The sequence below is a fragment of the Streptomyces sp. CNZ287 genome (genome assembly GCF_007827615.1).
Window position 1 is genome coordinate 73,363 of record NZ_VISV01000025.1, and the last position, 18,137, is coordinate 91,499.

Here is an 18,137-nt window from a genome sequence, read left to right on the forward strand (position 1 = left end):
TGACCCCGTCAACAGGCGGTGGCGAACGAATTTCCGGGAGGTTTCCCGGATTTGAGGACCGCGCCCCTCGCCGGTGCGGATCGCCCGGGTACCTTGGGGCGAACGGCGGTGCCGGGCGGGAGGCGTGGGTGGTGGGGACGGACGGCGGCGGTCGCGGCCACCGCCCGCGCGAGCAGGCGGCCGGCCTGGCACACGACTTCCCCTTCGACCCCGCGTACGGCTACGACCTGGACCGGCTGCTCTCCGTGCCCGCCCCCGAAGCCCCCTCCGGCTTCGGGGAGTTCTGGCGCGCCCTGTACGCCGAGGCCCGCGGCACGCGGGTCGCGCCCCGGCTCCGTAGCCGCACGGCGACCACCGGCGGAGCGCAAGCGGTGGCGGTGCACGAGGTCGCGTACACCTCGCTCGGCGGGCGCCGCATCGGCGGCTGGGTGACGCTGCCGGCGGACGGGCAGGTGCGCCAGGGCTGCGTCGTGACGCACGGCTACGGCGGCCGGGAGGGCCCCGAGCCGGAGTTGCTGCCGCCGGGCACGGCGGCCATCTGGCCGTGCCTGCGCGGCCAGGGCGCACGCAGCCGGCAGCCGGACCTGCCGTCCGGCGCCGCCGCGCACGTCCTGCACGGCATCGGTTCCCGGCGGTCGTACGTGCACGGAGGCTGCGCCGCCGACGTGTGGTGCGCGGCGACGGCGCTCGCGGAACTCGTACCCGCGTCGATGCGGCGGCTCACGTACGCGGGGGCGAGCTTCGGCGGCGGCATCGGGGCGCTGGCGCTGCCGTGGGACGAGCGGTTCGCGGCCGCCGTGCTGACCGTGCCCAGTTTCGGCAACCATCCGCTGCGGCTGACGCTGCCGTGCACCGGGAGCGGCGAGTCGGTCCGGCGGCACCATGCCGCGCATCCGGAGGTCGCGGGGGTGCTGGCGTACTTCGACGCCGCCACCGCGGCGCGGCACATCGGCATTCCGGTCCACGTCGCAGCCGCGCTCTTCGACCCGGCCGTCCCGCCGCCGGGACAGTTCGCCGTGTACAACGCCCTGCCGGGGCCGAAGGAGCTGCACGTGCTCACCGCGGGCCACTTCCCGCACCCCGGCGAGGCGGCGGAGGAAGCGGACCTCCTCGCCGCCCAGCGCCGGTTCCTGGCGCGGGCCTGACGCTCCGGCCGGAGACCCCTGTCCGAGCCGGCCGGGTTCGGCGCGCCCGCGCGGACGGCGGCCGAGCGCGGCAGCGCATATCGCCGACGACCCCAACGAGACCGGCAACGTGGCCGGCTTCGCCGCGCCGGCGCTCGCCGCGGCCCGGCTGCTCGGCGACGACCCGCTGGCCGGGCGGTTGCGCGAGATCGCGGCGGCGCACGTCGACAACATCTTCGGCCGCAACCCCACCGGGCGGCATGCCTCGTACGACGCGCCCAGCGGCACTGCCGGCTTCGAGGGCGTGGAGCGCGGCTGGTTCTCCGAGTACCGCGGCGGTGCGGGACTGCTGGAGGATCTGCCCGGCGTCCTCGACGGCAGCCCCAAGAACGGCCACTACCCCTTCAACCCGGACCAGGGGAACATCGGCCACACCGAGGGCTGGGTGGCGTTCAACAGCGCCTGGAACGCCTCGCTCGCCTGGCGCGCCGCCGATCAGACCGGCATCGAGGTCCGTACCCGCGGTGGCGCCGCCGCCCGGGTGGTGCCCCGGCACGCGAAGGTGACGGTGGAGCTGCGGGCACCGCTGAACCTGGACGCGGCCTCCGCCGACCGCGGCTCGGTCGAGGTTCGGGTGGGTGATCGGGCCGTGGTGCCGCTGACCGTGACGCAGGCCGCGCGGAACGCGAGGATGTTCCGCGCGGCCCTCGACCTGAGCGCGGTGGACGCGGGCCACGGCGACAGGATCACGGTCTCGTACGGGTACGGGCCCTTCGCGGTCTCGTACGCCTTCACCGCGGTCGGCGGACCCGTCGGCTGATCCCCGGGGCGTTCAGCGCCGGGTTGCCCTGTGCGGTGAGATCACGGCCTGGTCCACGGTGCCCACGACGGTGACCCGGCCGCCGTCTCCGGGGTCGGGGTCCGGCATGACCGATTCCGGGTCGACGAGGTAGACCTCGTGGCCGTCCAGCGTGAGCCGGCGCACGATCTCCAGCAGCATGCGCCGTGCCACGTCATCGATCGAGTAGACCCTCGTGAGGTCCAAGGCCACTCCGGCCTCCGCGGGTGGCGAGTCCACGGTTTCCCTGACGACTCGCTCCGCTCCGGAGAAGCCGATCCCGCCTTGCAGTTGGAGGACCCGGACCGCGCTCGGACCGCTGCCGGCGACGTGGCTGGATCGCACGACCGCACGCGCCGGGGGCGGGACCTGCATCACGTGCATGCCCATGTCGGAGGAGAAGCGTTCGAAGAGCGACACCCCGCGCACGCTGTTCCCGTGCTGGTCCAGTCGTGGCGAGAAGGTGGCGATGCCGATCTGGCCGGGGAGCGCGCCGATCAGGCCCCCGGCCACGCCGCTCTTCGCCGGAATGCCGACCTGGGTCGCCCAGTCACCGGCCGCGTCGTACATCCCGCAGGTGAACATGACGCTCAGCACCTGCCGCACCACCGGTTCGCTGACCACCTGCTCACCCGAGAGGGGATTCACGCCGCGGTTGGCCAGCGTCGCCGCCATCATGGCCAGGTCTCGCGCGGTGACGAGCACGGCGCACTGGCGGGTGTAGCCGTCGACGACGGCGTCCGGGTCCTCGGTCAGGACGCCGTGGCTGCGGAGCATGTGGGCGATGGCGAGGTTGCGGTGTGCGTGCTCCATCTCCGACACGCACACGGCCTCGTCGATCCGCAGCCGACGGCCGGCGAACGCCGAGAGCCCCCTGACCACGCGCTCCACGCGCGCCGCCGGATCCATGTCCTCCTCGCCGGCCAGCGCGTGGGTGGTGATCGCACCGGCGTTGATCATGGGATTGAGCGGGCGCCCGGTATCGCTTTCGAGGGAGATCTGGTTGAACGCCTCACCCGACGGCTCGACGCCGACCTTGGCGAGCACCCGGTCGAAGCCGCGATCGGCCAGTGCCAGCGCGTACGTGAACGGCTTGGAGATCGACTGGATCGTGAACTCGGTATCGACGTCGCCGGCGCCGTAGACCTTGCCGTCGACGGTGGCGAAGACCGCGCCGAGGCGCTCGGGGTCCGCCGCCGCGAGTTCGGGGATGTATCCCGCCTGCACTCCGGAAGTGTCCGACTCGACGTCTCCGAGTGCCTCGGTCAGATAGTCGGGAATGACTGACCGCATGCGTGCTCCTCCGTGCCGATGGGGAAATTCTCCGCCGTGACCTTGCGGCGTCTCACCGAACCACCACGTCGCTCCGTGCGCCACGCCTCACGTCGGCGTGGGAGGGCCGCCTGGTCAGCGGACATTCGCCCGTACCGCGTCTTCGATCGGCGTGGAACCCTCGTTGAGTTCGAGGATCTGCCGGCCGATACGGGGCTCGTGAAGCAGTTCGGCCAGGGTGGCGGCGACGTCGTCGCGGGGGATCCGGCCGTGGAACTCCGCAGGACCGAGGGACACGGCGCCGGTTCCCGGGCCGTCGACGAGGAGTGAGGGACGGAGAATCAGCCAGTTCAGCCCACTGCGGCTGAGCGCGATGTCCGCTTCCTTCTTGACGGCGAAGTAGTACGCGACCTCCTCGCCGAGGTCACGTTCCCGCCAGGATTCTGCCATCGATGCTCCGTCCGGGTCGGTCCTGCGGGCTTTTCCGGCCACCGGCAGCCCGGCTCCCGGTCGTTCCGGGTAGGTGCGTGTGGACGGGCGCAGTCAGTCCGTTGCCGTCCGGCCGCAGGGACCACCGTGGTCGCAGTAGGGCTGATGAGCGCTCTGCCCGCAGCCACAGAGAACGGCCCTGGTCTCCGCCCGCGGGCCCGCCGCGGTGTCCAGGCTCAGCTCGCCGCGTACGAGGACCTGCCCGGCGGAGTTGCGCGCGACGTGCGTGGGCCGGTCCGGGGCCTCCGCGTCTCCGTCCACCAGGTCGTACTGCAGCGCGCCCGAGGGACAGCGCCGCACCACTTCGGCCAGCCGCTCGGCCCCGGCACCGTCCGGCCGGATCCACGGGCGCGCGTCCGGGTCGAAGACCTCCGGCAGGCCGCGGACGCATTCGGCGGCGTGCAGGCAGCGCCCGGCCTCGAAGGTCACGGTGATCGACTTGCCCTCGTAGGCCCTCTTCTGGGTCTTGCTGCTCATGCCGCCTCCCTCGCTGCCATGCCCGGTGCTCAGTCGCTGACCCTGCTGCGGGACTGATACAGCAGGTCCTTGTACTCGGGGTGGCGGGCGATCCACCCCGCGAAGAACGGGCAGGTGGCCAGCACCCGCAGGTTCGCGGCGCGCGCCTCGTCGAGGGCGGTGCGGGCCAGCGCCGACCCGACACCCCTGCCCTCGTACTCCGGCGAGACCTCGGTGTGCACGAACGCGATGAGTTCCTGCGTACGGATGTAGGCCGCGACGCCCGCCACCTCGGACTCACCGTCGACCCGGGCCTCGTACCGGTTGGACTCGGGGGCGTCACTCACTTCCACTGACACGTGTTCCTCCATGTTCGTTCCGCGCGGGCGGTGGCCCGCACGGACCGCATCCAGTTGATGCATCAACTTGCATCACGAGCGAGTGTAACGCCCGCCGGCTCCACCACGCGGCGGCGACGGCCGCCGCGCAGACGTCAGCCCTCGCTTCCGGTGGGCGTGGCGAGGAGCTGAAGCTCCCAGGCGAAGGCCACGCCGCTGGCACCGCCGTGCTGCGCCTGGACCTCGGCGGCACCCGCGACGGTCTTCTCGCGGGCCCAGTCGCGCTGCCACTCTCCCATCACGGCCAGCCAGGTGATCGGCACCACGCCCGCCTGGACCATGCGACGCACGGCCATGTCGTGCGCCTCCTTCGAGACGCCGCCCGAGGCGTCGGTGACGACGAAGACCTCGAAGCCCTCGCCAGCGGCCTGTATGGCGGGCATCGCCACGCAGATCTCCGTCCAGAGCCCGGCGATGATCAGCTTCTTGCGCCCGGTCGCCCTGACGGCCTCCACCACGCGCTCGTCCTGCCAGGTGTTGATGAAGGTCCTGTTGACCGGCTTCTGCTCGGGGAACACGTCCTGCACACCCTGGAGGAGAAGGCCGCCGCGCTCCTCCAGCACGGTGGTCAGAATGGTCGGGACACCGAACACCTTCGCGGCCTTGGCGAGGCCGACGACGTTATTGACGACCATCGTCGGCTCGTGGCTGTTCAGGTTTGCGAACTGGAACGGCTGGTGGTCGATCAGCACGAGGACGCTCTCCTCGGGCGTCAGCAGCGCGTCGAGTCCGGCCTTGTTCTCGGTGCTCATGGGAGTTCCCCTCTGAAGCTGCGCGTTCGCGGACGTCAGACAGAACGGGGGCCGACCGGATGGCGGCCTTCCGCCCATTTGGTTGACGCATCACCTACGCTAGGGATTAATCGTTGAGGCGTCAACTAAACGTCTGAGAAGTCGACTTGCCGACCCTCGCCCGGGGCGCGGGAAGTTGCCGAGGCGAACTGCAAGACGCCGGCGCTCGCGGCGCACCGGACGTTCTGCGCATCGATGCGAAATGGGCCGTGTCCGCCGGATGGAAGACCTCTCGGCGGCCTCGTTACGCTCCCCCCATGGACGCAACGCCTCGCTGGCTGACCCCGGAGCAGACCGCTGCCTGGGAGAGTTTCATCCGGATGCAGGAGAAGCTCATCGGACGGCTCTCCCGCCGGGTACAGGCCGACTCCGGCATGTCCGCCGCCGACTACACCGTGCTGGTCAAGCTCACCGAGAGCGGCGAGGGGCGGATGCGCTTCATGGACCTGACGAAGCTGGTGGAGTGGGAGAAGAGCCGTATGTCCCACCAGGTCGGGCGGATGATGAAACGCGGCCTGGTGAGCAAGGAGGACTGTCCCGACGACGGACGCGGGGCGTTCATCGTCGCCACCCCCGCGGGCTACGAGGCGATCGAGGAAGCCGCACCGCTACACGTCGCACACGTCCGCCGGCTCTTCATCAACGCCCTCACCGAGGAGGAACTCGCCACGCTCGCCCGGATCTCGGACCGCCTCCTCGCCCATATGGAGAAGCAGCCCGGCTGACGGGCCGGACCGCCGGCTGCCGCCGACGAGGCGGGAGGCTCGGCTCAGCTCAGGTCGACGTCGAGGTGGTCGATGTCGGTGACCGTCACCTCCAGGCCCGCCGCGCGGCGGCCGCGGTCCTGGAAGTACGCGTGGCCCAGGCCGGCGCCGAGGAGGTCGCGCAGTTCGGCCTCGTCGGCGCCCGCGGCGTGCTGGGCGAGGAGCCGGGCGGTGATGTCCGGGGGGAGCTGTTCGGTGATGCGGCGCATGCGGGGGTCGTCGGTGGAGCCGGGGGCGGCGGTGAAGCCGAACCGGGCGCGGGTCTCCACGATGGCGCCGCGCTGGGCGGCCTGCCGGATCGCGCGGGCACGTACGCGGGGCTGCCAGCTCTTGCGGACCTCGCGCTCCAGCGCGGCGGCCAGGCGCGGGGTGGGACGTTTGGCCTGCCCGGCGAGATAGCGCTCGACCTGGCGCCGGGAGCAGCCGAGGCGCTGCGCGGCGCGGCGGGTGGAGCCCCGCTCGGCGCGTACCAGGAACCGCATCCGGGCCTGCGGGCTCACCGGGATGGGGCGGGTCGCGGTGGCCTGAAGCGCCGCTTCGAGGGACTCGCCGATCGTCGCCACCGCTCACTCCTCCCCGTCGCGGGTGGGGTCGTCCTTGATGTGCCGGGCCGGGTTGTAGTGCTCTTCGATGACCTCGGCGGCCCACCACAGGTCCCGTACGCCTTCGAGCTTGGTCATGCCGGGGCTGACGCCCAGGCGGAAGACGCCGGGGGCCGGCCTGCCGTCGGGGGTACGGGGCAGCAGGTCCAGCGGTGACGGGGTGGGGGCGGGGTAGACGACGCAGTCGGAGAGGACCGCGACCGGGTAGCGGCCGTGGGTGGCCATCTTGAGCATCTTGCGGTGCATGTTGACCCGGGCGGTGGCGATGACCGCGGCCCGGATGTCCGGCCGCCAGGTCGGCCGTTCCAGGGCGGGCCACCGCTGGTTCGTACGGAACCTCGCCTTGCCCTGGGCGCGTTCGCGGAGCTTGCCGATGCCGCCCTTGACGGTCGCCTTGATCGCGGACAGGACCGCGGCGGCGGCCGGGTCGACGTCCTTGTGGCCGGCCATCGCGGCCAGGTAGCCGGCTTCGGTGAGGTCCTTGGTCACGCCGAGGTCGGCCATCGTGGCCAGGTACGCGTCGCGCAGCCGCTCGTACCAGGGGTCCAGGTACGCGCCGGCCTCCGGGCGCAGCCACGCCTCCAGCGGCGCGACGTCGTGGCCGAGTTCGACGGCGTAGGCGACGGTGGGCGTGGCGTACCAGGCGGGGCCGGAGGGACGGTCGCCGCTGGGGGTGAACGGCGACGGCAGGCGGGGGTCCAGCTCGACGTGGGAGAGGTCGACGTACCAGGCCCCGGGGACCTTCTTGTCGAAGCGGGGCCCGTCGGTGTGGACCGGGGCGCCCAGGCCCACGGTCAGCCGGTTCGCCGCCGCGGCGAACGCCATGTTGACGTCCAGGCCGAGCACGTACGGCAGCGCGCACTCGGCGTCGGTGAACCCGCAGGGGCGCACCCAGTCGTACGCCTCCTCGTCCAGTTCCTGCCCCGCCGGGCGGCCTTCGGCGACCGGATGCTCCTCCGGGGCCTCCGGCGGGGCGGGGTCGACCGGGGCGGTGAGCGATCCGGGTACGGGTCCCGGGGTCCAGGCGGCACCGTCGCGGACGGGGCGGGTCGGCGGGCGCAGCGCGGTCATCAGCTCCAGACCGGTGACCGCGGTGGAGCCGCGGGGCGTGAGCACCCGGGCCGCGTACGTGCCGAGCATCCGCGCCAGCTCGCCGGGGGGCACCTGGCCTGCGCCGGGCCAGGCGCGGTCCTCCAGCGCGTCCCAGCCGAGGACGGCGAGTTGCACGCAGCGGCGGCGGCCGTGCTCGGCGGGGCGGTAGATCCGCGGCCACGGGCCGAACCCGCGGCGGGTCAGCTTCCAGCCGGCGGCCAGGATCTCGCGTACCACCGGGTGGTCCTCCGCGAGGCGCATCCCGTCGTCGAAGGCGCGGTTGTCCAGCCGGGGCGGCAACCCGAGCCGCTCGGCGGCGGCTTCGGTGAGCACGACCAGGGGGTCGGCGTCCTGCCCGTGCCGGTGCAGGCGCTCGGCGCCGAGCCCGGCCCGCAGAGCCCAGTCGACCAGCTCCGCGACCGAGCCGGCGGGGCAGGGCGCCGTGCGGCCGTCGGCGAGGTGGGCGAGGCCGGCGCCGTCGAGCACGGCCAGCGGGCCGGACGGGTAGCGCCCCTCCCCCGCCGGCGCGGCGGTGGGCGCGGGCTCCCGTACGGACGGCCGCGTCCGCGGCGCCGCAGCCGCGGAGTCCGCGGGCCGGGGAGGCGCCGGGACGGTCCGGCGTGCCGGGGGCGCGGCGGGAGACTCCGGTGCGGTCGGCGCGTCGGGGGCGGGCGGCGGGTACAGCTCGGCGAGCCGGTCCAGGAGCCGGGCGTAGGCGTCGCGTTCGGGCGGGCGCGGTTCCGTTCGGCGGCCGGGTTCATCGCTCTCCCACGCGCCCACCGTCGCCCGCCGTACGCCCAGCGCGTCGGCGACCTCCTGCTGCGTCAGACCGTGCGCCATCCGCAGCCGGCGCCGCTCCCCCGGCGGCGGCAGCGCCCGCGACCGCGCCACCAGCGCGTCCACCGCGTCGAAGCGGGCCTTGTCTCCCTGACTCACGCCCGGCAGCGTACGCCACATGCGCGGTTCGGCGAACGAACGCCGTTCCCCCGGCGGCCGATGCGGCGGACGCCGATGCAGCGCCCGTCCAGGGCGGCAGGGTGCGTACGCCGCGGCCTGCTCCCGGACCGCGCGCAGGCCGCGCTTCCCGGCACTCTGCATGGGCGGACGGACGGCCTGACCGGCCGTCACGGGCCCGCCGGACTCCGGGGAGCCGCCGCCTCGCCGGCCGCCTGCGCGATGTCCTCCCCGGCGTGGCCCATCAGTTCGGCTACGGGGCCGGTGAGCGACCGGCGCAGCCAGCCGGCGATGGCGAGCGCCAGTTCCGCGGCCCGCTCCACCTTCCCGTCCGTGAGGGCCGCCTCGACCCGGTAGCCCAGGTCGGGCAGGGTCTCCGAGTCGGTCTGCGGCACGAGGACGTCGCGCAGACCTTCCGGGTACGGCTTCCGGATGCGGGCTTCCCGCAGGGCTTCGACCACCTCCGGCGCGTCGCCGTACCGGTCCAGCAGGCCGAGGAAGACGTAGATCCGTGCCGTCACGCGGGGACGGCCGGGGAAGGTGTCCAGCCATCTGATCAGGTCGGCTTCGCTGCCGAGGTGTGCGATGACGTCCTGGAGCGCCGCCTTCAGCTTGTAGGGCAGGTCCCAGCCGTGGGGCAGCAGCTCCGCCACTTCCCGGGCGAGTGCGGCCTCGTCGTGCGCGCCGAGTGTGCCTTCGCCGAGGCCACGTACCTTCGCCGGGTCGAGGACGAGTTCCACCGGGCGGGCCGGGGCGGCTGCGGAGGGCCGGTCGTCGGGGCGATGGGTGAGCCGGCCGCCTCCCCTGCGGAGCAGCTTCTCGTGCACGACATCTCCTCGCTGCCGGTGGCCGCGGGTACCGGGTACGGGTACCGGGACGGATGCTCTTTTCCATGATGCGTGCGCACCGTGTGACAGGCGACTCGGCCTCCCGGCGGGGCGCGGCCCCCGGCGCCGGGTGGGCGCCGGGGGCCGCTCGGCGGGAGGGCTATCCGACGGAGTGCCAGTGGCCGCTCTCGTCGTCGATGTCGTCCTCCGTCAGCGCCACGACCGACACCGAGCCGTCGTCGTGCATCCGCAGGTCCACGCCGTACGGCATCTCGTCACCGCCCCTGCCCTCGGCCGCGGGTGCGGCGGCGAGCGCGGTGAAGCCGAGCAGCGCCGCCGACGACAGCGCGGCGGCGAGAGCACCAGTCCTGCGCATGAATCCTCCTGGATCCGGAGGGCGGCCCGGTGCCGCCCTGGCTGAATCAAGAAGAACAAGGGCCCGCGTTCAGCCGGATAAGCGTTCCGGCCGGGAAAGCGGGTGCCCGCTTATTCCCCTGCAATCAGCCGTGAAGAGGCAGGTGAGAGGGCCGGATTCCGGCGCGGGACTTTCCTCGTGAGGCCGTTTTGGCGCCTCCCGCCCGCTTCGGTACCCTCACCCGGACCCGCGACCACGAAAGAGCGTCATGACCGACACCATCAGCAGCGCCGCCAACCCGCTCGCGAAGCGGGTGAAGCTGCTCGCGGGCCGTAAGCACCGGCGGCGTGAGGGGGCGTTCGTCGTCGAGGGGCTGCAGCCGGTGTGGTCCGCCGTCGAGGCGGGGTGGGAGGTCGAGACGCTGCTCGTCGCGCCCGGATTGCTCACGCATCAGGGTGCGCTGCGCATGGTGGAGGAGCAGGAGCGGGCGGGTGTGGCCGTGGCCCGGCTGGAAGCGGAGCTGTTCCGGCGGCTCGTCGACCGCGACGGGCCCAGTGGCATCGCCGCCGTCCTGCGCAGCCGGGACGGCGGGCTGGACAGCCTGAGCACGCGGCCCGGGTCGGTCTTCGTCGCCCTGGACCGCATCGCCAACCCGGGCAATCTCGGCACGATCATCCGCACCGCGGACGCGGTGGGCGGGGCCGGGGTGATCCTGATCGGGGACACCGTGGACCCGTACGCTCCGGCGGCCGTCAAGGCCAGCATGGGATCTCTGTTCGCCGTCGACGTCGTGCACGCCCCCGACGCCGGGGAGTTCTTCTCCTGGGCCGAGGAGCAGGGTGTCGCCGTGGTGGCCACGTCGGGTTCCGCGGACGAGGAGCACTGGAGCGCCGCGTACGATCCGCCGCTCGCGTTCCTGCTCGGCAGCGAGCGGGAGGGGCTGCCGGAGGACCTGCTGGCCCGGGCGTCCCGGCGGGTGCGCATTCCCATGGTGGGCACGGTCGACTCGCTGAACATCGGGGTGGCCGCGTCGATCATGCTGTACGAGGCCCGCAGGCACGGCGGGAACGGGTGAACGCGGACGCCGCGCTCCGGCCCGGACGCCGCGGGCCGGCCGCCGCCCGGGCCGGTGCGGCGTCCGCCTACCCGTACTCGGCGATCCGGATCAGGTTGCCGGGCCGGCCATCGGTTCACGATGCGCCGGAGCGGTTCGGGTGCCCGTCCCGTGTCAGTCCTCGACGTCCTCCGCCGACGTCGGGCCGAGCTGCGTGGCGTCCGCGTACTCCGGCATCTTCATGGGCTGGTCGAAGAGGAAGAACGACTGGTTCATCCCGACCGTGAACTCCACGTAAGCGCCCGTCGTCGCGTCGAAGCCGAAGTAGGCGTTGCACGCCGAGCCCGAGTCGTACGTGCCGTCCATGCCGGGCTGCGCCACCACGACCTTGCCGTGCGACGAGGAGTCCACCGCCTCGGTCGGCGTGAGCTTCTTGCAGCGGGGCACGGGCAGGCCCTTCATGACGAAGTACCCGTACTCGCCCTTGCCGTTCTGGATGTAGACGTACGACAGCTTGCCGCGCCTGCCCCAGGTCTTCACCCACTCGTTGATGGCCTCGCGGGTCGGCGAGTAGGTCATCTTCCCCGCCGGCTGGTTCGCCACCAGGGCGTCGTAGTTGCTCTGCTTGGCGGCGTCCTCCTTGCCCCGGCTGGAGTCGTCCTCGCAGGCGGCGAGGCCGAGGACCGCGATGAGCGCCAGCACGGACGTCGTGGCGAAACGGGCGATCGTCTTCATGGTGCCGTCCCTTCCTCGATGCCGACGTCGTCGGCGCAGGCCGCGGTGGAGGCGGCGTCCGGGTGAGCGGAAGGCCGTGGTCACGGAGAGCGGTGCGGGATGCCGGCGGTCCGGTCCCGTACGGGCGCCGCCCGGCGGCCTGCCGGCTCCTACTCTGCGGCCCCGCGCCCGGGAGGGGTCCCGCAGGCGGGCGGCTACGCCACGGGGAGTAGCCGCGAAGACGCCCGGCGGGGGACGCGGGCGGGCGCGGCGCGGCCGAGGCTGTGGGGCATGTCCTCACGTGCCCGTGTCACCTCGCTCTGTCTGGCCGTCGTCTCCGTGCTCTCCCCGGTCGCCGTTCCGGCCGCCGCCGCCGAAGCACCCGATCCCGCTCTGGTACGGGTGGACGGAGGGCTGCTGCGCGGCGTGCGCGACGGCGGCGTCCTGCGGTTCCGGGGCGTGCCGTACGCGCGGCCGCCGGTCGGCGAACTGCGCTGGCGTGCGCCCCGGCCGCCGCGCCCGTGGTCCGGTGTCCGCGACGCCGGCGTGGCGGGGCAGCGGTGCGCGCAGCCCTCCGGCGGCGGGGAGGACTGCCTGTACGCCGACGTCACCGCGCCGCTGCGGCCGGAGCGGTCCGGGCCGCTGCCCGTGATCGTCTGGCTGCACGGCGGCGGCCTGACCACCGGCGCCGGATCCGACTACGACGCCGCCCGGCTCGCCGCCACCGGCGATGTGATCGTGGTGAGCGTCAACTACCGCCTCGGCGTGCTGGGGTTCCTCTCCCATCCGGCGCTGGACGACCCGGGCGGCGTCTCGGGCAACCACGGGCTGATGGACCAGTCCCGGGCGCTTGGCTGGGTCCGGGCCAACGCCGCGGCGTTCGGCGGCGATCCCGGGCGCGTCACGCTGGCCGGGCAGTCGGCCGGTGCCCGTAGCGTCTGCGCACACCTGGCCGCGCCCGCCTCCCGCGGCCTCTTCCAGCGGGCGGTCGTGCAGAGCGGCGCCTGCGCCAACCCGGTCCTCACCAAGGCCGCCGCCGACGCCAGGGGTGCGCGGGCGGCGCGTGACGCCGGCTGCGCCGGGGCCGCGGACGTCGCGGCCTGCCTGCGCCGCGCGCCGGTCGCCGACCTGCTCACCGCGCTGGGGGAGATGAGGGCACCGGTCACCGGTACGACCACCGACGACGCCTGGGGGCCGGTCGCGGGCACGCCGTTCCTGCCGCGGCAGCCGGGGACGGCGCTGCGGCGCGGCTCGGCGGCCGGGGTCCCGCTGCTCATCGGCAGCACCCGTGACGAGATGCGTTCCTTCGTCCCGGACGCGTACGACCTCGGCGGCCGCCCGCTCACCGCGCGAGGCTACGCCGACGTCGTCACCCGGACGTTCGGCGACGACGCCCCGGCCGTGCTGCGGCGCTACCCGGCCGCAGGCGACCCGAGCCCGGTGCTCGCGCTGTCGCGGCTGCTGACCGACCGGGGCGCCCGGATCGGTGCCTGCCCGACGCTGGCCACCGCCACGTCCGCCGCCCGGCACGCGCCCGTGTACGCGTACGAACTGGTCCAGGACAGCGGCACGGTGGTCGACGGCTTCCCCTACGGCGCGCACCACGGCTCTGATCTGCCCTACCTGTTCGGCCTGCCGTGGGCGGAGCCCGGCCCCGAGGACCTGACCGCCGCGATGACCGGCTACTGGGCCGCCTTCGCCCACCGCGGCGACCCCAACCGCGCCGGTCTGCCCCGGTGGCGTCCGGTACGGGCGCAGGGCAGGACCACGGTGCTCGGGCTGGCCGACGGCGCCATCGCGCCCACCCCGTTCGCGGCCGACCACCGGTGCGGCTTCTGGAACGGCCGGTGACCTCCGCGGCCCGCGTGCTACGTCGATGCGGTGCCGGACGCCGGGGCGGGGGCGGGGATCGCCGTCACGCTGCGTACGACGGCGAAGAACCGCGGCTCGTTCCCGGCCAGGCCGGCCGCGGCCAGCGCCCGGTCGGCGTCGGCCAGCGGCCCCGCCAGCACCGCCGCGGCCGGCCCGGACCCGCCGGGCTCGGCCATCGCCGCCTGCACGCTGCGCACCAGCCGGCGGTATGCCTGGGCCGCGGTCACCTCGGCGGTGTCGTCCGCCATCGTCGCCTCCGTTCGTCGGACGTGTCGTACGCCCTCATTCTGCCGAGGGGCACTGACATCGGCCGAACCGAACTCCCCTGCCGCCGGGGCCCGTTGGTCCCCGGGGCAGGGCGGAGGCGGGCTTGCTACGGGGTCAGGTACGCGGCGAGCGCGTCGGCTTCGCGGCGCAGCCGGTCCGCGGCCTCGGCCCGGCCGGCGCTCTCGTAGACCCCGGCCTCGGCACGGCGCTCGGTGATCTGCGCCTGCAGCAGGGCGCGTACGTCGCCTGCGGAGAGCACCCGGCGGGCCGCCTCCGCCGAGCCGACGCCGGACCGGGCGCCGGCGACGTGCTCGCTCCCCTCGTCCGCCGGGGCGGCGGGGGCCTCGACGGCTTCGGCGTTGTCGATGGCGGCCAGCGCCGTGCGCAGCGCGGAGACGGTTTCGCGCCTGCGTGCCTTCATCGCGGCGCGGAGGTCCGCGCGCATGAGGGACCGCAGTGCCTGCGCGTCCTCGGTCGTCCCCGGGTCCGTGGGCGGTCCCGCCGCTGCCGCTGTCATGTGCCCAACCTACCGGTCCCCCCGCCGGCCGGCGGGCCTGCCCCGGATCGGCTCCCGGTCAGCGCTGGTGGGCCGGGCGCACGACGATCTCGTTGACGTCCACCTCCGGCGGCTGGGACAGGGCGTACGAGACGGCCGCGGCGATGGCGTCCGGGGCGATCGCGTGCGCGCGGTAGGTGCGCATGGCCTCGGCGGCGCCGGGGTCGGTGATGGTGCCGGCGAGCTCGGAGGTGACGACGCCGGGCGAGACGGTCGTCACCCGTACCGAGGGGTCGGCCTCCTGCCGCAGGCCCTCGGTGATCGCCCAGGCCGCGTGCTTGGTGGCGGAGTACACGGCGCTGGTGGGGACGACCTCGTGGGCGCCGACGCTGGCGACCGTGACGAAGTGCCCGGAGCCCTGGGCGCCGAACACGGGCAGCGCCGCGGCGATGCCGTGGAGCAGCCCGCGGACGTTCACGTCGATCATGCGGTCCCACTCGTCGACGAGGAGGGAGTCCAGCCGCGACAGCGGCATCACCCCGGCGTTGGCGACGAACACGTCGACGCGGCCGTGGCGGGCGCGGGCGCCGGAGACGAAGTCCTCGACGTCCGCCCGGTCCGTCACGTCGAGCCGTACGGGCTCCAGCGCACCGCCGGTACGGGCAGCGGCGGCGGCGGTGCGCTCCGCCAGGGCCTTCAGGCGGTCGGTGCGGCGGGCGCCGGCCACCACCCGGTGGCCCTCGGCGGCGAGCCGGGCGGCGACGGCCTCGCCGATGCCGCTGCTGGCGCCGGTGACGAGGACGGTCTTCGGGACGGCGGGGGTCTGCTCTGCGTGCTGTGTGGTCATGGCTACGAGGCTGGGCCGGCCGCGGCGCCTGCGGGAGAGGCGGTGTCCTCCTGGGTGCGGCGCACCCAGGCACGCCGGCGGGCGCCGTGCGTAGCATGGCGGCATGGCACGTACCGAGCTGGGCGCCTTCCTCACCGCGCGCCGCGCCGGCGTCACCCCGGCCGCGGCGAACCTCCCGGTCACGGGGGAACGCCGGGTGCCGGGGCTGCGGCGCGAGGAGGTCGCCCTGCTGGCGGGGGTGAGCGCCGACTACTACGTACGGCTGGAGCAGGGCCGGGAGCGGTCACCCTCCGCGCAGGTGCTCGACGCGCTCGCCGCCGCGCTGCGGCTGGACGAGGACGGCAGGCTGCACCTGTTCCGGCTGGCGGGGCTCGGACCGCGCGCCCGCGCCGCGGCGGTGCCGGACCGGGTGGAGCCGAGCCTGCTTGCCCTCATGGACGCCTGGCCGCACAACCCGGCGGTCGTCCACAACCGCGCCTATGACGTGCTCGCCTCGAACGCCATCGCGGACGCGCTCTTCCTCGGCTGGTCCCACTCGCGCAACCTCATGGAGGTCGTGTTCACCGACCCCGCGGCCCGCTCCTTCTACCGCGACTGGCACGACGTGGCGCGCAACTCCGTCGCCGGCTTCCGCCTCGGGCACGGCGCGGCCCCCGGCGACCCGCGGGTGCGGCAGGTGCTCGCCGGACTGCTGGAGTCGAGCCCGGAGTTCGCGGAGCTGTGGGCGCGGCACGACGCCCGCGGCAAGGCGCTGGAGCACAAGCGCTTCGCGCACCCCGCCGTGGGTCCGCTGACGCTGACGATGCAGGCGTTCGGCGTACGCGCCGCCCCGGGGCAGGAGCTGGTCGTCTACCACGCGGAGCCCGGCTCACCCGGCGCCGAGGCGCTCGCGCTCCTCGGCTCGCTCGCCGCCGCCCCTGGTCCCGGCCCCGGCTGAACCGTCCGGCACCGGGTCCTGGCTCAGCCGGGCAGGTGCAGCCGGTAGTCGTGGGTGCGGCGGTACGGGCGGAAGCCGAGCTGCTCGCCGAGGGCGAGGATCGCGCCGTCGCCGTCGGCCGCCGCGGTCTCCACCTCGCTGACCTGCGGATGCTCGGCGTGCAGCCGGCGCAGCAGCTCGGCGGTGATCCAGCGGCCCAGGCCGCGGCGGCGGTGGGCGGGCACGACCGCCAGGTGGCAGTGCTGGGCACGCGGAGCGGGGGCGGGCGGGATGAGCACTTCGGTGTAGCCCGCGACGGCGCCCGTGCCGGTGTGCAGGGCGGCCACCGTCAGCAGCCGGCCGCTGCCGGGCTCCGGCACGCCGGAGCCGGTGCCGAAGGCGAAGCCGGGGACGGCCGCGGCGAGCCCACCGGGGTCCTCGGCGGCGGCCGGCGCACCTCCGGTACGGGGCTCGGGCGGGCCGGACGCGGGGATGGCGGGGGCGTACCAGGTGGTGAGGCGGTAGCCCGGGTGGTCGGCGTAGACCAGTTCGGCCAGCCAGGCGCGGTGCACCTCGGCCAGCGGCAGCAGCAGATGGTGGACGACGCGCTCGCGGACGAAGCCGTGGCGCAGGCAGAAGACGTCGGCGGGCGTGCACGCCGGGGCGGCCGCCCGCAGGGCGGACCAGCCGCCCTCCCGGGCCGCGGCGGCGACGGCCGCCAGCATCAGGGTGCCGGTGCCGCGGCGGCGGGCGGCGGGGTGGACGTAGAGCTGGAGGTCCGCGGCCGTACGGGCCGGGCCGGGCGAGGCCGGCCGCACCCCCGCGACGGCCGTCACCTCGCCCTCCGCCCCCGTGGCCGCCCACGCCGGCGGCATCGTGCCGCCGGCGTGGGCGTCCCCCCGCAGTCCGGCGAGGACCTCTTCCCGTACCGGCGCGGGCACGCCGGGCAGGTCCGCCGCCCTCGCGGCGGCGACGACCGCGCGCCACGCGGCGGCGGCCGGCGCGGCGTCGCGTACGACGGCGATCTCCACCGGTGAACTCATGGCTCCAGCCTCGCCCCGCTCCGCCCCGCGAACAACGGCCGATCCCGGAACGTGCCATAACCCGACGGTTATCGATGGGGGCGGGGGATTCATAACCGACGGGTTATCCGTCGTTGCCGGATCGGCAGTTGTTCGCCCGGCGCGCCCGGCGGAGGCTGGTCCACGCAGACGAAGAGCAGGAGCACACGCAGCCACCGAAGGGGGCGCAAGGTCCATGACCGCCACCGCACGTACGGGCAGGGTCTGGTTCGTCACCACGGCAGGACACGGCGCGGGCCGGGCCGTCACCGCGACCGCGCTGGCCCGCGGCGACCGCGTCGCCGCCGTCGTACCGGACGAGGCCGCCAGGGACCGGCTGCTGGCGCGGCACGAGGAGCACCGGCGCAGGCTGTTCGTACGGGCGCTGGACGTGGCCGACAACTGGTCGGTGAACGCCACGGTGTGCGCGGCGGCCGACCGGTTCGGACGCCTCGACGCGATCGTCAACGACGCCCGCCCGCCGCGCCCCTCCCCCGGCGGCACCGCCGCCGGGGACGCGGCCGCGCCGGTCGGGTGGATACCCGAGCCGGCGGCGCGGGCGCGGATGGAGTCGGCGTTCTTCGGCCCGCTGTGGGTCGCGCAGGCCGTCCTGCCGCTGCTGTACGCGCAGCGCTCCGGCCATCTGCTGCAGCTCTGCGGCTCCGTCGCCCCGCCCGGTGCCCCGGGCACCGCTCTTGACCGCGCCGCCACCTGCGCGGTGGTGGCGCTGAGCCGGGCGGCGGCGGGCGAGGCGGCCCGCGCCGGCGTCGACATCAGCGTCGTCGGCGGCCGTCCGGACGCCGGGGCGCTGCTGCGCCTCGTCGACGGCGCCGCTGCCCGCCGCCGGGACGCCACCGCCCCCGCTCCCGACCCCGCTTCCCCCTCCGCATCCGCTTCCGCCGCAGGTCACGGCGCGGCGGCCTGAGGGTGACGGGGGCGGGCCGGCCG

At 74.7% G+C, this 18,137-nt stretch carries 21 protein-coding genes; 7 read left to right on the forward strand and 14 right to left on the reverse strand.

Translation table 11 applies throughout. The annotated features are described in order from the left end of the window. Positions 1–131: 131 nt before the first annotated feature. Together FB457_RS31915 and FB457_RS31920 are read left to right on the forward strand one after the other, a co-directional pair. Positions 132–1,145 (forward strand): acetylxylan esterase, encoded by a 1,014-nt coding sequence (locus FB457_RS31915; RefSeq protein ID WP_486589214.1) that lies wholly within the window; start codon positions 132–134, stop codon positions 1,143–1,145. 109 nt (positions 1,146–1,254) lie between these two features. Further along, positions 1,255–1,944 (forward strand): hypothetical protein, encoded by a 690-nt coding sequence (locus FB457_RS31920; RefSeq protein ID WP_047019618.1) that lies wholly within the window; start codon positions 1,255–1,257, stop codon positions 1,942–1,944. Positions 1,945–1,956: 12 nt separating this feature from the next. Here the strand turns inward: FB457_RS31920 and FB457_RS31925 are convergent, their stop codons facing one another. The 5 genes from FB457_RS31925 to FB457_RS31945 form a co-directional block, all read right to left on the reverse strand. Then, entirely contained in the window at positions 1,957–3,255 is a 1,299-nt protein-coding gene (locus tag FB457_RS31925) for a glutaminase (protein ID WP_145784113.1), read from the reverse strand. 114 nt (positions 3,256–3,369) lie between these two features. Beyond that, positions 3,370–3,684, reverse strand: coding sequence for a Rossmann-fold NAD(P)-binding domain-containing protein (locus FB457_RS31930; protein WP_486589213.1), 315 nt, complete (start codon positions 3,682–3,684; stop codon positions 3,370–3,372). A gap of 93 nt (positions 3,685–3,777) precedes the next feature. Next, positions 3,778–4,200 (reverse strand): (4Fe-4S)-binding protein, encoded by a 423-nt coding sequence (locus FB457_RS31935; RefSeq protein ID WP_047019615.1) that lies wholly within the window; start codon positions 4,198–4,200, stop codon positions 3,778–3,780. A gap of 29 nt (positions 4,201–4,229) precedes the next feature. Further along, positions 4,230–4,538, reverse strand: a complete 309-nt coding sequence (locus FB457_RS31940) for a GNAT family N-acetyltransferase (protein ID WP_047020665.1) — start codon at positions 4,536–4,538, stop codon at positions 4,230–4,232. 134 nt (positions 4,539–4,672) lie between these two features. Continuing rightward, positions 4,673–5,329: a hydrolase gene (locus tag FB457_RS31945; protein ID WP_047019614.1), complete on the reverse strand. Its 657-nt coding sequence runs from the start codon at positions 5,327–5,329 to the stop codon at positions 4,673–4,675. 296 nt (positions 5,330–5,625) lie between these two features. On the opposite strand from FB457_RS31945, the gene FB457_RS31950 reads away from it, so the two are divergent. Then, positions 5,626–6,093 (forward strand): MarR family winged helix-turn-helix transcriptional regulator, encoded by a 468-nt coding sequence (locus FB457_RS31950; protein WP_047019613.1) that lies wholly within the window; start codon positions 5,626–5,628, stop codon positions 6,091–6,093. A gap of 44 nt (positions 6,094–6,137) precedes the next feature. On the opposite strand, the gene tpg is transcribed toward FB457_RS31950, so the two are convergent. The 4 genes from tpg to FB457_RS31970 form a co-directional block, all read right to left on the reverse strand. Beyond that, positions 6,138–6,695 (reverse strand): telomere-protecting terminal protein Tpg, encoded by a 558-nt coding sequence (gene tpg / locus FB457_RS31955; protein ID WP_047019612.1) that lies wholly within the window; start codon positions 6,693–6,695, stop codon positions 6,138–6,140. A 3-nt stretch (positions 6,696–6,698) separates the two neighbouring features. Beyond that, positions 6,699–8,783 (reverse strand): telomere-associated protein Tap, encoded by a 2,085-nt coding sequence (tap, locus tag FB457_RS31960; protein ID WP_078898582.1) that lies wholly within the window; start codon positions 8,781–8,783, stop codon positions 6,699–6,701. Between the two features lie 167 nt (positions 8,784–8,950). Beyond that, positions 8,951–9,607, reverse strand: a complete 657-nt coding sequence (locus FB457_RS31965; protein WP_047019611.1) for a hypothetical protein — start codon at positions 9,605–9,607, stop codon at positions 8,951–8,953. A gap of 160 nt (positions 9,608–9,767) precedes the next feature. Beyond that, positions 9,768–9,983 carry a hypothetical protein gene (locus tag FB457_RS31970; RefSeq protein ID WP_145784116.1) on the reverse strand — a complete coding sequence of 72 codons (216 nt, stop codon included), beginning with the start codon at positions 9,981–9,983 and terminating at the stop codon, positions 9,768–9,770. 247 nt (positions 9,984–10,230) lie between these two features. Here FB457_RS31970 and FB457_RS31975 point away from each other — a divergent pair, with 247 nt between their 5' ends. Next, the gene (locus tag FB457_RS31975; RefSeq protein WP_145784117.1) at positions 10,231–11,037 is read left to right on the forward strand and encodes a TrmH family RNA methyltransferase; all 807 of its coding nucleotides are present in this window, start codon (positions 10,231–10,233) and stop codon (positions 11,035–11,037) included. Between the two features lie 153 nt (positions 11,038–11,190). Here the strand turns inward: FB457_RS31975 and FB457_RS31980 are convergent, their stop codons facing one another. Further along, positions 11,191–11,751 carry a hypothetical protein gene (locus FB457_RS31980; RefSeq protein WP_047019608.1) on the reverse strand — a complete coding sequence of 187 codons (561 nt, stop codon included), beginning with the start codon at positions 11,749–11,751 and terminating at the stop codon, positions 11,191–11,193. A gap of 270 nt (positions 11,752–12,021) precedes the next feature. On the opposite strand from FB457_RS31980, the gene FB457_RS31985 reads away from it, so the two are divergent. Beyond that, entirely contained in the window at positions 12,022–13,581 is a 1,560-nt protein-coding gene (locus tag FB457_RS31985) for a carboxylesterase/lipase family protein (protein ID WP_047019607.1), read from the forward strand. 17 nt (positions 13,582–13,598) lie between these two features. Here FB457_RS31985 and FB457_RS31990 read toward each other — a convergent pair whose 3' ends face one another. From FB457_RS31990 to FB457_RS32000, 3 genes are all read right to left on the reverse strand, one after another. Next, positions 13,599–13,850, reverse strand: coding sequence for a hypothetical protein (locus FB457_RS31990; RefSeq protein ID WP_145784119.1), 252 nt, complete (start codon positions 13,848–13,850; stop codon positions 13,599–13,601). Between the two features lie 125 nt (positions 13,851–13,975). Beyond that, positions 13,976–14,386 carry a GatB/YqeY domain-containing protein gene (locus FB457_RS31995; protein ID WP_047019605.1) on the reverse strand — a complete coding sequence of 137 codons (411 nt, stop codon included), beginning with the start codon at positions 14,384–14,386 and terminating at the stop codon, positions 13,976–13,978. Positions 14,387–14,444: 58 nt separating this feature from the next. Beyond that, positions 14,445–15,212, reverse strand: a complete 768-nt coding sequence (locus FB457_RS32000; RefSeq protein ID WP_047019604.1) for an SDR family oxidoreductase — start codon at positions 15,210–15,212, stop codon at positions 14,445–14,447. Between the two features lie 103 nt (positions 15,213–15,315). On the opposite strand from FB457_RS32000, the gene FB457_RS32005 reads away from it, so the two are divergent. Continuing rightward, a complete protein-coding gene (locus FB457_RS32005; protein WP_047019603.1) occupies positions 15,316–16,149 on the forward strand; it encodes a helix-turn-helix domain-containing protein in 834 nt (277 codons plus the stop codon). Positions 16,150–16,172: 23 nt separating this feature from the next. On the opposite strand, the gene FB457_RS32010 is transcribed toward FB457_RS32005, so the two are convergent. After that, the gene (locus FB457_RS32010; RefSeq protein WP_253911560.1) at positions 16,173–17,171 is read right to left on the reverse strand and encodes a GNAT family N-acetyltransferase; all 999 of its coding nucleotides are present in this window, start codon (positions 17,169–17,171) and stop codon (positions 16,173–16,175) included. Between the two features lie 214 nt (positions 17,172–17,385). Between FB457_RS32010 and FB457_RS32015 the strand changes: the two genes are divergently transcribed. Continuing rightward, complete coding sequence (locus FB457_RS32015) at positions 17,386–18,114, forward strand: SDR family NAD(P)-dependent oxidoreductase (protein WP_047019601.1); 729 nt, start codon at positions 17,386–17,388, stop codon at positions 18,112–18,114. Positions 18,115–18,137 lie beyond the last annotated feature (23 nt).

Bases quoted from the DNA above. Each gene is read 5' to 3' on its own strand.
- FB457_RS31925 (WP_145784113.1), bottom strand. From the start codon at position 3,255: ATGCGGTCAGTCATTCCCGACTATCTGACCGAGGCACTCGGAGACGTC.
- FB457_RS31930 (WP_486589213.1), bottom strand. From the start codon at position 3,684: ATGGCAGAATCCTGGCGGGAACGTGACCTCGGCGAGGAGGTCGCGTAC.
- FB457_RS31935 (WP_047019615.1), bottom strand. From the start codon at position 4,200: ATGAGCAGCAAGACCCAGAAGAGGGCCTACGAGGGCAAGTCGATCACC.
- FB457_RS31945 (WP_047019614.1), bottom strand. From the start codon at position 5,329: ATGAGCACCGAGAACAAGGCCGGACTCGACGCGCTGCTGACGCCCGAG.
- FB457_RS31950 (WP_047019613.1), top strand. From the start codon at position 5,626: ATGGACGCAACGCCTCGCTGGCTGACCCCGGAGCAGACCGCTGCCTGG.
- tap (WP_078898582.1), bottom strand. From the start codon at position 8,783: ATGTGGCGTACGCTGCCGGGCGTGAGTCAGGGAGACAAGGCCCGCTTC.
- FB457_RS31970 (WP_145784116.1), bottom strand. From the start codon at position 9,983: ATGCGCAGGACTGGTGCTCTCGCCGCCGCGCTGTCGTCGGCGGCGCTG.
- FB457_RS31975 (WP_145784117.1), top strand. From the start codon at position 10,231: ATGACCGACACCATCAGCAGCGCCGCCAACCCGCTCGCGAAGCGGGTG.
- FB457_RS31980 (WP_047019608.1), bottom strand. From the start codon at position 11,751: ATGAAGACGATCGCCCGTTTCGCCACGACGTCCGTGCTGGCGCTCATC.
- FB457_RS31985 (WP_047019607.1), top strand. From the start codon at position 12,022: ATGTCCTCACGTGCCCGTGTCACCTCGCTCTGTCTGGCCGTCGTCTCC.
- FB457_RS31990 (WP_145784119.1), bottom strand. From the start codon at position 13,850: ATGGCGGACGACACCGCCGAGGTGACCGCGGCCCAGGCATACCGCCGG.
- FB457_RS31995 (WP_047019605.1), bottom strand. From the start codon at position 14,386: ATGACAGCGGCAGCGGCGGGACCGCCCACGGACCCGGGGACGACCGAG.
- FB457_RS32000 (WP_047019604.1), bottom strand. From the start codon at position 15,212: ATGACCACACAGCACGCAGAGCAGACCCCCGCCGTCCCGAAGACCGTC.
- FB457_RS32005 (WP_047019603.1), top strand. From the start codon at position 15,316: ATGGCACGTACCGAGCTGGGCGCCTTCCTCACCGCGCGCCGCGCCGGC.
- FB457_RS32010 (WP_253911560.1), bottom strand. From the start codon at position 17,171: ATGAGTTCACCGGTGGAGATCGCCGTCGTACGCGACGCCGCGCCGGCC.
- FB457_RS32015 (WP_047019601.1), top strand. From the start codon at position 17,386: ATGACCGCCACCGCACGTACGGGCAGGGTCTGGTTCGTCACCACGGCA.